Here is a 12,784-nt window from a genome sequence, read left to right as displayed (position 1 = left end):
CCGGGATGCGCCAGCCTTGCACGCGGCGCAAGCCTGCATTGCGCCGCGCCCGGTGTTTCGCAGGCACGCATCTCCCTAGACTGAATGGCTCCTGTGTTCCAAGGCGTTATTCCCATGCAGTCTCCTTCATCGGCCTTTGGCCCGCGCATCCTGACCGGCCTGTCCGGCGTGCTGCTGGCCGTCATCCTGGCCGGCCTCAACGAAAACGTCACCAAGATGGCGCTTCCCGACATCCGTGGCGCGCTCGGCATCAGCTACGACCAGGGCACCTGGTTCGTCGCGGTGTATGCGGCCGCCTCGGTCTGCGCCATGGCCTTCGCCCCGTGGTGCTCCGTCACGTTTTCGCTGCGGCGGTTCACCGTCGCGGCGCTTGCCGCCTTCGCGGTATTCGGCGCCCTTTGCCCCTTTGCTCCCAACCTGCCCGTGCTGCTGCTGTTGCGCACCTTGCAGGGCCTGGCTGGCGGCGCGTTGCCGCCGATGTTGATGACGGTCGCGCTGCGCTTTCTTCCGGCCAACATCAAGCTGTACGGCCTGGGCGGCTATGCGCTGACCGCCACGTTCGCGCCCAGCCTGGGCATTCCGCTGGCAGCCTTCTGCACCGACGTACTGGGCTGGCGCTGGGCGTTCTGGTTGGCCGCGGGCCCCGCGCTGCTGGCCATGGCCGCGGTCTGGAAAGGCCTGCCGCAAGATCCGCTCAAGCTGGAACGCTTCCGCCTGTTCGACTGGCGTGGTTTGCTGCTGGGCGCGCCGGCCCTTGCCATGCTGGTGATCGGCCTCGTGCAGGGCGACCGCCTGGATTGGCTGAATTCACCGCTCATCGCCTGCCTGCTGGGCGCCGGCGCCGTGTTGATGGTGCTGTTCATGGTCAACGAATGGTCCCATCCCCTGCCGTTCTTCAAGATCCAGCTCTTGCGCAACCGCAACCTGAGCCATGCGCTCGTGACCCTGGGCGGCGTGTTGATCGTGCTGCTGGGCGTCATCCTGATACCCGCGAGTTTCCTCGCACAGTTGCGGGGTTATCGGCCCCTGGAAACCGCACCCGTGCTGTTGACGATGGGCCTGCCGCAACTGATCGCGCTGCCGCTGGTCGCCGCGCTGTGCAATCTGCGCGCGGTCGACTGCCGCTGGGTGCTGGCGGGCGGCCTGGCGCTGCTGGCCGCGTCCTGCGCCCTGGGTTCCCAACTGACTCCCGTCTGGTCGCGCGAACAGTTCTATCTGCTGGAGGCCGTGCAGATCTTCGCGCAGCCCATGGCCGTCATCCCCTTGCTGATGCTGGCAACCGGCGGCCTCGCGCCACAGGACGGCCCCTACGCATCCGCCTGGTTCAACACCATCAAGGGATTTGCAGCCGTCGCCGCCACCGGCCTGCTGGACGCCCTGACGACCTGGCGGTGCAACACGCACGCGAGCCAACTGGCGGACCAGTTGGGCAACTTTCCCTTGAGCCTCGGCGGCGAAAGCACGGCGGCGCTGTCCCGGCGCGTGCAGGAACAGGCCGCCGTGATGACCTCCGCCGATCTCTATCTGTGCATGGCCGGCGTGGCCGTGCTGCTAATCCTCCTGATTCCCTTTGTCGCGACCCGGATCTATCCGCCTCGCGCCTCAACCTGACATCGAGTCCCTGATGAAGATACTTTCCTTACGCACCCTCCTCCCCCGTACCGCGGCGCTTGCCGCGCTGGGCCTGCTCGCCTACGGCGGCTGGTCATGGTCCGCTTCGACCACCACCGAATCCACGGACGACGCCACCATCACCGCGGATCACACCATCGTCGCGCCGCAAGTCTCCGGCTTCATCGACGCCGTGCTGGTGGACGACAACCAGGACGTCAAGCAAGGACAGTTGCTGGCCCGCATCGACGACCGCGACTACCAGGCGTCCTTGGCCGCGGCCAGCGCCGAATTGGCCGTCGCCGCCGCGCAGCTGTCCAACGCGGCCGCCACGCTGGAACGCCAGCAAGCCGTGATCGACCAGGCCCACGCCGTCACCCGCGCCGACCTGGCGGACATCCGCTACGCCGAAAGCGAACTCCAGCGGCATCGCCGTCTGGCCAGCGAAGGCGCGGGCACGCAACAGGTGTTTGAACAGGCCAGAAGCCGGCTGGAGATGGCGCAGGCGCGCCAGGCCGAGCACCTGGCCACGTTGCAGGCCGCCCGCAAGCAGCAAGAGGTGCTGGTCGCGCAGCGCGACGCCGCGCGCGCGGGGTTGCAACGCGCTCAGGCCTTGAAGGACCGCGCCGACCTGAACCTGTCGTACACGCAGATCACCTCGCCCATCGACGGCACGATCGGCCGCCGCGCGCTGCGCGTGGGGGCCTATGTCAGCCCGGGCACGGCAATCCTTGCCGTGGTGCCGTTGCAGCAGGCCTATGTAGTGGCGAATTTCCGCGAACGGCAACTGACGCATATGCGGCCGGGACAGACCGCGACCATCACCGTCGACGCCTATCCCGACACGCCGCTGCATGGCCGGGTGCAGAGCATCGCGCCTGGGACGGGGCTGAGCTTTTCCCCCGTGGCGCCCAGCAACGCCACGGGCAATTTCACCAAGGTGGCGCAGCGCCTGCCGGTCAAGATCGTGCTGGACGCCCTGCCCGACAACGCGCCTCGGCTGCGTGCCGGCATGTCCGTCGAAGCCGTGGTCGACACCGTGGCCACGCTGGACGGGGACGCGCAATGACACACCGCCTGATCTCGCGCGCGCTGCTCTTGTCCACGCTGTTGGGCATCGGCGGTTGCGCGGTCGGACCCGACTTCGTCGCCCCGCAAGCGCAATTGCCCGCGCAATGGCGTGAGCCTGCGGCTACGCCGGCGCCCAGCGCCCCCGTGCCAGAGAGCCTGAACACCTCCTGGTGGGCCAGCTTCGGCGATCCGACGCTGACCGCATTGATCAACGAAGCCACCGCGGCCAACGTAGACATCCGCATCGCCTACGAGCACCTGCGGCAAAGCCGGGCCGCGCTGGGCATCACCGAAGCCGACACGCTGCCCCGCGTGGGCGCCGGCGCCAGCTACCAGCGCGGCCAGAACAGCGAGGCCGGCCTGGCCGATCCGTCGGGGCGCGACGGCCGCTCGTCCTTCAATCTCTGGCAAACGGGCGTGGACGCCAGTTGGGAACTGGACCTGTGGGGCCGAGTCCGGCGCGAAGTCGAACAGTCGGGCGCACAGTCGCAAGCGGCGCTGGAAGCGCAACGCGCCGTAGTGTTGTCGATCCGCGCCGAGACCGCGCGCAACTACATCCTGCTGCGTGGCGCGCAGAACCAACTAGCCGTCTTGAACAAGACGCTGGACAACGCCAATCACAACCTGGCGTTGACCCGTTTGCGCCAGCGTGAAGGCGTCGCCACGGAACTGGACGTGTCGCAGGCGGACGCGCAGGCAGCGGCGATCGAAGCAGCCGTCCCGCCGCTGGTGCTGCGGGTGGATCAATTGATGAATGCGCTGGCGCTGTTGCTTGAGCAGCCTCCGCATGCGCTGCACGAACGGCTGGCGGTGGCGGCGCCGATTCCCGGCGGCCCCGTGCGGGTGCCGGTGGGCATGCCCAGTGAACTGGCTGAACGCCGACCCGACATCCGCCGCGCGCAGGCCACGCTGCATGCGGCGGTGGCCGCCATCGGCGTGGCCGAGGGCGACTTCTATCCGCGCATCACGCTGTCTGGCAACCTCGGGCTGCAGGCCCTGCAGTTGCGGGACCTGGACACGGACCACGCCGGCATCTTCGGTGTGGGCCCAGCGCTGCGCATTCCGCTGTTCGAAGGCGGCCGCCTGCGCGGCCGGCTGCGGCTGCGCGAGTCGCAAGCGCAGGAAGCCGCCCTGCTCTTCCAAAAGACCGTGCTTGCCGCCTGGCATGAAGTCGACAACGCGATGACCGCCTATCAAGCACAGCAGTTGGCGCACGCCAGCCTGGAACGCGCGTCGGCCAGCGCACGCCGCGCCCTGGTCAACGCGCAGCGCCAATATGCCGCCGGCGCGTCGGACTTCGTCAATGTGCTCAGCGCGCAGAACGCCGTGCTGGCCAGCGACCAGGCCCGCGTGTCCACGCAGGCCGCGGTGTCGCTGGCGCTGGTGGATCTTTACCGGTCGCTGGGTGGCGGCTGGCAATAGCCCTGCGCGCCGCGCGCCGTCACCAGCGATAGGTGACGGTGGCCATGACGGTGCGCGGCGCCCCGAAATAGCATCGCGTGTTGCTCAGGCACACGCCGACGTAATCCTTGTCGAACAGGTTGTTCACGTTCAGCGCGACGGAGGCGTTGCGCCATTGGCCGCCGAAGGTGCGCAGGTCATAGCGCAAGGCGGCGTCCACCAGCGTGTAGGAGGCCAGTTCGATCGTGTTGGACGCGTTGCCGTAGCGCTTGCCCACGTACCGCACGCCGGCGCCGGCCGACAGGCCCGCCAGCGCGTCGGTGAAGGCGTAGTCCACCCACACGGACGCCTGCGAACGCGGGGTGATGCTGACCTGGTTGCCTTCGTAGCCATCGTTGCTGCGCTTGTACTCGGCGTCGGTGTAGGTGTAGGAGGCCAGCACGCTCAACTGGCGGCTCAGTTCCAGCTTGCCTTCCAGCTCGACGCCGCGCACGCGCGTTTCGGCGGACTGCACGATGAAGCCCGGGTTCACCGGATCCGTCGTGGCCATGTTGCGTTGGGCCACGTCGAACAGGGCGACACCAACAAAGCTGTTGTGCCCGGCGGGCTCATACTTCACTCCCACTTCGTACTGCCTGCCGGTCGTCGGCTTGGCGGGCGAGCTGGGATAGATCAGGCCTGACGTGGGCTGGAACGATTCGGAGTAGCTCGCGTAAGGCGTGACGCCGTTGTCGAACAGATAGGCCGCGCCCACGCGTGCCGTGAAGGCGTGGTCAGCACTGCGCGTGGTGGTGTCCGACAGGCGGTCCATCATGCTCTGCCGGACGCGGTCCCACCTCCCGCCCAGCGTATAGGCCCAGCGGCCCAGGCGGATCTGGTCCTGCGCATAGACACCCAGGCGCTCCTGATGCTGCAGGGCATCGGTGACCGGCAGGTCGGGGCGCTGGATGGTCTGCCCGTAGACGGGATTGAACAGATCGATGGGCGGCGCGCATTCGGCGGTGCCGCAGATCCAGTTCAGGCTGTCGTAGCGCTGGCGCGAATACTCGACGCCGGTCAGCAGCGTGTGCGTCAGCGCCCCCGTCGCAAAGCGGGACGTCAGCGTCGTATCGACATTGATGTCGTAGGACGTCTGGTCGGCGTCGAACAGGCGGCGGCGCAAGGTGCGGCGGTCGGGCAGCAAGCCGTTGCCGGTCACCGTATCGAACTCCTGATGCACTCGCGTGTAGCGCGCGTTCTGCTGCAGCGAAAAGGTGTCGTTGAACGAGTGTTCCAGGCTGTAGCCCACGGCGGTCTGGTCGCGCAGATAGTGTTCGCGGTCCGGCTCGCCCACATAGCGGCTGCGCGGCACGCTGCCGTGGGGGTTGTCGTGCAGGGTGCCGTCAGCGGGCAGATATTGCGGCAGGAAGCCGATCCTGTCCCGCTGGTACTGCGTCAGCAGCGTCAGGCGCGTGGCGGCGCTGGGCTGCCAAGTCAAGGACGGCGCCAGGAACACGCGGTCGTTCTTCACGTAGTCCACGGCGGTATTGCTGTCGCGCTGCAGGGCGACCACGCGGTACAGCCATTCGTCGGTCTCGCCGACAGGGCCGGTCAGATCGACGGCGCCCTGGAACCGGTCCTGGTTGCCGGCCTGCAATTGCACTTCGCCCGCGCGCTCGGCGGACGGCCGCTTGCTGATCATGCCGGTCAGCCCGCCCGGACCGCTCTCGCCGTACAGCACCGAGGCCGGGCCGCGCAGCACTTCCACACGCTCCAGGCCGAAAGGCTCGCTCTGCCAGATCGGCCCCAGGCGCAGCCCGTCCAGATACGACGAGGGCGAACTGAAGCCGCGCAGCGAAATCCATTCGATCTGGTTGTCCATGCCCAGCTGGTCGACTGACACGCCCGGCGTGTACTGGATGGCTTCCGTCACCGTCTGCACGTTGCGGGCGTCCATTTCCTTGCGCGTCACGACGCTGACCGATTGCGGATTCTCAAGAATGGAGGTGTCGGTCTTCGTGCCCGTGGCGCTACGCGAGGCCACCAGCCCCGGGGCCGGCCCCCAGGCGTTCTCGGCAACACCCGCACCCGTCACCGTCACGGTTTCCAGCATGGCGGCGTCTTCGCCAGCCGGCCGCACCACGATGGCGCCGCGCTGCTCTTGCGCGGCGAGGCGCGTGCCGGCCAGCAAGGCCTGGACGGCCTGCATCACCGTCATGCGGCCAGACACCGCGGCCGCGCTGCGGCCCGCCACCACGCTGGCCTCGACCAGAATGGGCGTGCCGCTCTGGCGCGCCAGCGCGTTCAACGACTGGGACAGGGCGCCGGCAGGCAGGTTGACATCAACAACGGCGGTTTGGGCGGCGGCGGCCGCGCTGGCCGCGCCGATCGATGCGGCAAAGAGGCTGCGGATCAGGAAGCGGCGCGTTGCGCGCGGCGGGGCCAGGCGGGTCTTGTTGGTCTTGCGTTCGTTCATGGTCAATCCTAGGGAAGGTTCTGACCATGAAAACGAACGAGCCGCGATTTACCGGACAATTATTTTCGGACGGCGCGAACGATGCGCGCCCCGCCCCCGGCCACACTCTCGATCGCGACCGGCAGCACGCCGGGCAGCGCCGCCAGGAAGCGCGCCGGCTCACGCGCCGGGAAACTGCCGGTGACGCGCATCGCCTGCAACGCCGGATCGGCCGACAGTTCGATCGGCCGTTCGCTCCACGCGTTCCACTGGGCCACGGCCTCGGCCAGCGGCGTGGCATCGAAGGCCAGCCAGCCCTGGCGCCAGGCTTCGTGCGTGCCGCCTGACACCTCGCGCACGCGGTCCAGCCCAGCGGCCGCGGTGCGCACCATTTGCCCCGGCTGCAACAGCACCCCCTCGCCCGAGCCGTCCCGCCCCCACACGCGCACCAATCCGCGTTCGACCTGCACCCGCATCACGCCCGCCCGCGCGCTGACGCTGAATGCAGTCCCCACCACCTTGACCGTGCCCCACGGCGTGCGCGCCACGAAGGGCCTGCCGGGTTCCGACCGGACGTCCAGATACACCTGGCCCTGCGTCAACGTAAGTTCGCGCGCGTCGCGGTAGTAGGCAACGCTGGCGCGCGTGCGGGCATCCACCTCCAGTACGGTGCCGTCGGGCAAACCCAGCGACCGGACTTCACGCCGGGCGGTCTGGATGCCCAGCCGGTAGAGCGCCTGCGGCTCCTGCCAGCGCAGCAGCGATCCCAAGCCCAGCGCCAGCCCGCCGCCCGCGAACGCGCGCAGCAAGGCACGCCGGCTTGGCGCCGCAGCTTGCGGTTTCGGCAGATAGGGCTGCAGGGCCTCCGTGACCGCGCCATCAGCGGCCCACAGCCGTTCAGCCCGCATCCAGGCCGCCTCGTGGCGCGCGTCCTGCGCCAGCCAGGCCGCCAGATGCCGGCGCGCCTTGTCGGCCGTGGCGGCGTCACCGCCCGTGATGCGGGTCAGATAGGTCAACGCCCGTTCGATCATCCCGGGCGTGGGTTGCAGCGTGGTGTCAGGGCGATGCACGGTCCGCCCCTTCCTGCCACGCAGCGCAATCGAGCACCGCGCGCACGACGTGCTTTTCCACCGCCGCGATGCTCAGGTCCAGATGCTGCGCAGTCTCTGCGTGTGTATGGCCATAGACGCGCACCATCAGAAAGACCTCGCGCCGCTTCCTGGGCATGACCGCCAGCCGCGCCAGCAGGCGCTCGGCTTCCTGGCGTGCGCTGACCACGCGGTCGGCGCCAGGCGCGATCGCCGGCGACACCACAGCCAGCGTGTCCAGCATCGCCTGTTCGGCGCGCTTGCGGCGCGCTTCGTCGATGATCAGGTTCTTGCCGACGCGATACAGCAGCGCGCGCGGCTCGGCCAGCAGCCCGGCCCGCAGCTCCATGCCCAGCACGCGGGCGTAGCTTTCCTGAACCACGTCCGACGCGTTGTCGCGGCAGCGCAAGGCGCGCGTGAAAAAGCCGATCAGCTCTTGGTAGTAGCGTTCAAGCACGGGACGGATCAGTCGGGGCGTGCGCAAGGCACGGGCCAATTATGAATGGTTCGCATTATCACACAAGCCACTCGCCCCGCCACGGCCGTCCCGCGCCGCGCCCTTACGCCTGCTTCGGACCCGCCACGATGAACAGCCGTGGGAACGGCAGCAGCACCGTGCCATCGGCAAGCGCCGGATAGGCCTCGGCAATCAGCGCCTGATAGCGCGCCAGGAAGCTGGCCTGCTCGGCGGCATCCAGCTTGTCCAGATAGGGGCGCAAGGCCGTGCCCTTGAACCATTCCACCACCGCGGCGGCGCCCGCCAGCGGGTGGTGGTAAGTCGTGCGCCACACGTCCAGCACGCCGCAATGCGGCTTCAGCAATTCGTAGTACCAGGCGGCGCTATGGCGCGGCGGATGCTTCACCTCGCCCGTCTTTGCGGCCCACGGCGCTTCGCCCGCCACCTGGCGCGCCAGGCGGTGCGCAGGTTCTTCCAGGTTGTCGGGAGTCTGCACGGCCAGGATGCCGCCCGGCGCCAGTTTGCCGACCAACCGGGGGTAGAGCGTCGCGTGGTCGGGCACCCATTGCAGCGCCGCGTTCGCCAGGATCACGTCGTACTGCTGCGGCGGATTCCACGTGGCGATGTCGGCCAGTTCGAACTCCAGCGCGGGCAGGCGCTTGCGGGCGGCCTGCACCATGTCTTCCGAGCTGTCCATGCCGATGACTTTCGCGTCGGGATAGCGGCTGGCCAGCACCTCGGTGGAATTGCCCGGGCCGCAGCCCAGGTCCACGGCCAGGCCGACGGACGGATTGGGCAACGCGGCCACCAGATCGCGCACCGGCCGGGTGCGTTCGTTTTCAAAAGCGGAATACTGCTTGGCGGACCAACTGTTGTTGCTCATGACGGCTCCTTACCGAACGACTGTGTACGGTTGGACTCTACGCTTGCCGTATCCATATTACAAATATCTGGATAACAACAAAGTCATATTCAAACAATATGGCAAACCTGAAAAGAAAAACCCGCCGGGGCCAGCCGGCGGGTTTTCCACTGCGTTGCTGCGTTGATGGTTTACTGCGCCTTCAGTTCGGCGGACCGGGTCTTCCACAGCGAGAAGAGCACGCCGCCCAGGATCAGGCTGAACGTCACGCCCAGCGAAATCGCAGCCGGCACCTTGCCGATGAAGCCGACCAGGAAGATCTTCGTGCCGATGAACACCAGGACCAGCGCCAACGCGTACTTCAGGTAGTGGAAGCGGTGGATCATCGCCGCCAGCGCAAAGTACAGCGCACGCAAGCCCAGGATGGCGAAGATGTTGCTGGTGTAGACGATGAACGGGTCGGTCGTGATGGCGAAGATCGCCGGCACCGAGTCCACCGCGAACACCAGGTCCACGAATTCGATCAACACCAGGGCCAGCAGCAGCGGCGTCGCGAAACGCACCTTCTTCGACGTAGCCGGATCCGTCTCGGTCACCACGAACGCGTTGCCGCGCAGGCCTTCCGTGACGCGCATGTGGCGCTTCAAGAACTTCAAAATCGGGTTGGTCGCGATGTCGGGTGTCTGGTCCGCGATCATCCACATCTTGATGCCCGTGAACACCAGGAATGCGCCGAACAGGTACAGCAACCAGCCGAAATTGCTGACCAGCGCGGCGCCCAGGCCGATCATGATGGCGCGCAGCACGATCACGCCCAGGATGCCCCAGAACAGCACGCGGTGCTGGTATTGGCGCGGAATCGCGAAGAAGCTGAAGATCAGCGCGATCACGAAGACGTTGTCCATCGACAGCGACTTTTCGATCATGAAGCCGGTGTAGTACGCCATGCCGCTGGCCGCGCCCAATTGCCACCAGACCCAGGCGCCGAACAGCAGCGCCGCGCTGATGTAGCCGGCCGACAGCAACAGGCTTTCGCGCACGCCGATTTCGCGGTCTTCCTTGTGCAGCACGCCCAGGTCAAAGACCAGCAAGCTGACGACGATGCCGATGAATAGCAGCCAACTCCAGGTCGGTGTCCCCAGAAAATCGGCCATGAAGAAGGTGATCAAAGTATCCATGAATGCCCCGCTGTGTTCGAAGGTGCCCATCATCCGGATACGGGCCAGATGGAGAAATCAGCCTGAAAGTGAGTTAAGGTTCGAAAAAACCGAAGTGAGCTCGATCATGCTGAACTACCGCCATCTGTACTATTTCTGGATGGTCGCCAAGGAAGGCGGCTTTTCCCGCGCAGCCGAACGGCTGGACATGGCCATCCAGACCATCAGCGCCCAGGTGCGCGAACTGGAGAAGAACCTGGGCCACCAGTTGCTCAAGCCCGCCGGCCGCGGCGTGGCGCTGACCGACGCCGGCAAGGCCGCTTTCGCCCGGGCAGAAGAGATCTTCCAGATCGGCCATGTGCTGCCCCAGGAAGTGCGGGCCGCGGCCACCAAGCCCGTCATCCGGCTGTCGGTGGGCTTGTCCGACGGCATTTCCAAGCTGGCCGCGCACGCCTTGCTGGGCCCCGTGCTGGACACCCCGGACCTGCGCCTGACCTGCCACGAAGGCGAGGTCGAGGAACTGCTGGGCGAACTGGCCCAGCATCACCTGGACCTGGTGCTGGCCGGCCAAGGCGCGCCCGCCAACCCCAACCTGCGGCTGACCAGCGACCGCCTGGTGTCCTCCCCTGTGGACTGGTACGGCCCGGCGCGGCTGGTGCGCAAGTCCGACACGCTGGACTTCCCGCGCTGCCTCGAGCGGCTGCCCGTACTGCTGCCCACCGGCCACTCCGTGCTGCGCCAGACCCTGGACCGCTGGTTCAACGAACAAGGCGTATTTCCCAACGTGGTGGGCGAATTCGAAGACAGCGCGCTAATGTCGGTGTTTGCCGCCCGGGGCCTGGGCGTATTTCCGCTCAGCCGGCTGGGCGGGGACGACATCGGCCTGTTGCGCGGATTGCGCCCCCTGGCCCGCTGCGACGATGTGCAAGAGGAAATCCACGCCATCCGCAACCGCCGCGGGCAGCACCACCCCCTGGTCCAGGCGGTGCTGGCACATGCCAAGACTTCGGTTTTTTCTTAATGTTTGTCACAGCTACTCTGGTTTTTCAGAAATAGAATCCGCTTTATCGTGGACCCTCTTTTGAAATCGGAGTACCACTGCAATGAAAAAATTCATCTGGCTCGCTTTTGCCGTGCTTGCCGCACTCTGGACCGGGCTGGTAGCGCTGACCTTGCAACTGACCGACTGGGTCCTGGCAACCATCGCCACCGCCCAGGTGCCGGGCACGGCGCTGGACACGTCGCAATGGGTGGCGCCCGCCTGGGCTGCCGGCTGGGTCGATCCGGCCTGGCTGCAGTCGCTGCAAGGCGGCCTGGTCTGGGCCGCACAGGGCCTGAACCAGATCCTGCCCGTGGCCGGCAGCCTGGGCACGCTGATCTCGGTGCTGGGCTGGATCATCTGGGGCTTCATCATCGCCGCCCTGCTGGCCCTGGCGCTGATCCTGAGCTGGCTGGCGGGCAAACGCCAGCAGGCGGCCGAGGCTCCGGGACGCCAAGTGGTGTAATAAGGCTGGCAACGCGCCACCCGGCACGCTGCCTCCCTCAAGGAGCGTGCCGTGCCCACCCGATCTGCCTCAGCCCTGACGTTGTCCCTGGCCGCCCTGCTCTCCGCAGGCGCCACGGCCTTGGCGCACGCTTCCCCCAGCCCTTCCGGCGTGGAAGTCTGCACGGTGACGGGTACCTCGGGGCAGTACAGCGTGCGCGTGCGCAATACCGGTACGGCGCCGCTGACGCGCGTCGACGTCACCGGCGTCCGGCTCGATGGCGGCGGCCAGGCCAAAGAAGCCCTGACCGTCAGCCTGACCGACATTCCCCCCGGCAAATACAAGACCGCCATCCTGGCGCGCCATGAAGAATCGGCCGCGCTGGACAGCATCGTCACGTATTCCGCCGTAGACGGCACGGAAACGCCCCAGCAAGAGCTGTTCGCAGGCAAGGTCGCGCACGTATCGCCCGGCTCTGCCCTGCAGTACACGCTGGCGCCGCTGGCCGTGCGTGGCTGGACGGTGGCCTATGGCTCTGCAACGTCGCCCAGGCTGGAAGCCGGCAGCGCCGTCCTGCTGTCCTACCCCGTGCGCAGCGGCAAGAAGCCGGCGACCCGGCCCGAGGCCGGCCGCACGCCGTCCGCCGTGGTGCCGCTGACGCCCTGCCGCGAACCCGGCAAGAAATCCTGATCAGGTGCCGCTCAGCAGATCGCGCTCGTTCAGCAGCGCATAGACGATTTCGGGTTTGTTGTCGAAGCCGCGGCGGATGGCGGCAGGCAGCGCGGTGCGCGTCTTGCGGCACAGGCCCGGCGCGTCGTCCAGCTGGATCGAGATGCCGCGCGACGTGCGCACTTCGTTGTCGCTGGGCGTGATGCGAATCACGATGCCCAATTGCGCCTGGATCCGCCCCTGCATGGCGCGCAAGTCCTCCAGGCTGGCAATGCTTTCCAGCCGCGCCACCAGCCGCTTTTCCTCTTCCTTGGTCAGGCGCAGGATACGGATGTCGGCGGCCGGATCGGCCAGCAGCCGTTCACGGTCGCACATACAGGCGCCCGGCGGACATTCTTGGCGGATAGGGAACGGCAGGTTCATGGAGGGTTGCGGGACAGCATCTGCGCAGACATTGCGCATCGTTCGATTCTACCCAGGATGACGGGCCGCCCGCGACGGTGCACTGCTCGTTTTCCCGCAATCGGCTGCGGTATATTGCCCCCCTCGA

At 67.2% G+C, this 12,784-nt stretch carries 12 protein-coding genes; 6 read left to right on the top strand and 6 right to left on the bottom strand.

Annotation, left to right across the window (positions count from 1 at the left end; genetic code table 11):
* Window positions 1-114: 114 nt before the first annotated feature.
* The 3 genes from AC3WMU_RS16730 to AC3WMU_RS16720 are packed head-to-tail and all read left to right on the top strand — an operon-like array spanning window position 115 to window position 4,104.
* Entirely contained in the window at window positions 115-1,611 is a 1,497-nt protein-coding gene (locus AC3WMU_RS16730; protein ID WP_492282695.1) for an MFS transporter, read from the top strand.
* Between the two features lie 13 nt (window positions 1,612-1,624).
* Complete coding sequence (locus AC3WMU_RS16725) at window positions 1,625-2,680, top strand: HlyD family secretion protein (protein WP_492282694.1); 1,056 nt, start codon at window positions 1,625-1,627, stop codon at window positions 2,678-2,680.
* Complete coding sequence (locus AC3WMU_RS16720; protein WP_492282693.1) at window positions 2,677-4,104, top strand: efflux transporter outer membrane subunit; 1,428 nt, start codon at window positions 2,677-2,679, stop codon at window positions 4,102-4,104. The genes AC3WMU_RS16725 and AC3WMU_RS16720 overlap by 4 nt, the downstream gene beginning before the upstream one ends.
* A 19-nt stretch (window positions 4,105-4,123) precedes the next feature.
* Here AC3WMU_RS16720 and AC3WMU_RS16715 read toward each other — a convergent pair whose 3' ends face one another.
* From AC3WMU_RS16715 to AC3WMU_RS16695, 5 genes are all read right to left on the bottom strand, one after another.
* Complete coding sequence (locus tag AC3WMU_RS16715; protein WP_492282692.1) at window positions 4,124-6,538, bottom strand: TonB-dependent siderophore receptor; 2,415 nt, start codon at window positions 6,536-6,538, stop codon at window positions 4,124-4,126.
* Between the two features lie 59 nt (window positions 6,539-6,597).
* Window positions 6,598-7,587 (bottom strand): FecR family protein, encoded by a 990-nt coding sequence (locus AC3WMU_RS16710; RefSeq protein WP_492282691.1) that lies wholly within the window; start codon window positions 7,585-7,587, stop codon window positions 6,598-6,600.
* Complete coding sequence (locus AC3WMU_RS16705; protein WP_280026477.1) at window positions 7,574-8,089, bottom strand: sigma-70 family RNA polymerase sigma factor; 516 nt, start codon at window positions 8,087-8,089, stop codon at window positions 7,574-7,576. The genes AC3WMU_RS16710 and AC3WMU_RS16705 overlap by 14 nt, the downstream gene beginning before the upstream one ends.
* 76 nt (window positions 8,090-8,165) lie before the next feature.
* Window positions 8,166-8,945: a trans-aconitate 2-methyltransferase gene (tam, locus tag AC3WMU_RS16700; RefSeq protein WP_006226483.1), complete on the bottom strand. Its 780-nt coding sequence runs from the start codon at window positions 8,943-8,945 to the stop codon at window positions 8,166-8,168.
* Window positions 8,946-9,115: 170 nt separating this feature from the next.
* The gene (locus AC3WMU_RS16695; protein WP_035213838.1) at window positions 9,116-10,102 is read right to left on the bottom strand and encodes a TerC family protein; all 987 of its coding nucleotides are present in this window, start codon (window positions 10,100-10,102) and stop codon (window positions 9,116-9,118) included.
* A gap of 106 nt (window positions 10,103-10,208) precedes the next feature.
* On the opposite strand from AC3WMU_RS16695, the gene AC3WMU_RS16690 reads away from it, so the two are divergent.
* The 3 genes from AC3WMU_RS16690 to AC3WMU_RS16680 all read left to right on the top strand — a co-directional run bounded on the left by AC3WMU_RS16690 (window position 10,209) and on the right by AC3WMU_RS16680 (window position 12,255).
* Window positions 10,209-11,102: a LysR family transcriptional regulator gene (locus tag AC3WMU_RS16690; RefSeq protein ID WP_006226485.1), complete on the top strand. Its 894-nt coding sequence runs from the start codon at window positions 10,209-10,211 to the stop codon at window positions 11,100-11,102.
* A gap of 82 nt (window positions 11,103-11,184) precedes the next feature.
* The gene (locus tag AC3WMU_RS16685; RefSeq protein WP_492282690.1) at window positions 11,185-11,586 is read left to right on the top strand and encodes a hypothetical protein; all 402 of its coding nucleotides are present in this window, start codon (window positions 11,185-11,187) and stop codon (window positions 11,584-11,586) included.
* Between the two features lie 51 nt (window positions 11,587-11,637).
* Window positions 11,638-12,255 (top strand): hypothetical protein, encoded by a 618-nt coding sequence (locus tag AC3WMU_RS16680; RefSeq protein ID WP_006226487.1) that lies wholly within the window; start codon window positions 11,638-11,640, stop codon window positions 12,253-12,255.
* On the opposite strand, the gene AC3WMU_RS16675 is transcribed toward AC3WMU_RS16680, so the two are convergent.
* A complete protein-coding gene (locus AC3WMU_RS16675) occupies window positions 12,256-12,657 on the bottom strand; it encodes a hypothetical protein (RefSeq protein ID WP_006226488.1) in 402 nt (133 codons plus the stop codon). It lies immediately after the preceding gene.
* Window positions 12,658-12,784 lie beyond the last annotated feature (127 nt).

The organism is Achromobacter sp. FW305-C-13, from assembly GCF_058783475.1.
This window is presented reverse-complemented; position numbering and strand designations above follow the sequence as displayed.

Bases quoted from the DNA above. Each gene is read 5' to 3' on its own strand.
- AC3WMU_RS16715 (WP_492282692.1), bottom strand. From the start codon at position 6,538: ATGAACGAACGCAAGACCAACAAGACCCGCCTGGCCCCGCCGCGCGCA.
- tam (WP_006226483.1), bottom strand. From the start codon at position 8,945: ATGAGCAACAACAGTTGGTCCGCCAAGCAGTATTCCGCTTTTGAAAAC.
- AC3WMU_RS16675 (WP_006226488.1), bottom strand. From the start codon at position 12,657: ATGAACCTGCCGTTCCCTATCCGCCAAGAATGTCCGCCGGGCGCCTGT.
- AC3WMU_RS16695 (WP_035213838.1), bottom strand. From the start codon at position 10,102: ATGGATACTTTGATCACCTTCTTCATGGCCGATTTTCTGGGGACACCG.
- AC3WMU_RS16685 (WP_492282690.1), top strand. From the start codon at position 11,185: ATGAAAAAATTCATCTGGCTCGCTTTTGCCGTGCTTGCCGCACTCTGG.
- AC3WMU_RS16690 (WP_006226485.1), top strand. From the start codon at position 10,209: ATGCTGAACTACCGCCATCTGTACTATTTCTGGATGGTCGCCAAGGAA.
- AC3WMU_RS16720 (WP_492282693.1), top strand. From the start codon at position 2,677: ATGACACACCGCCTGATCTCGCGCGCGCTGCTCTTGTCCACGCTGTTG.
- AC3WMU_RS16725 (WP_492282694.1), top strand. From the start codon at position 1,625: ATGAAGATACTTTCCTTACGCACCCTCCTCCCCCGTACCGCGGCGCTT.
- AC3WMU_RS16730 (WP_492282695.1), top strand. From the start codon at position 115: ATGCAGTCTCCTTCATCGGCCTTTGGCCCGCGCATCCTGACCGGCCTG.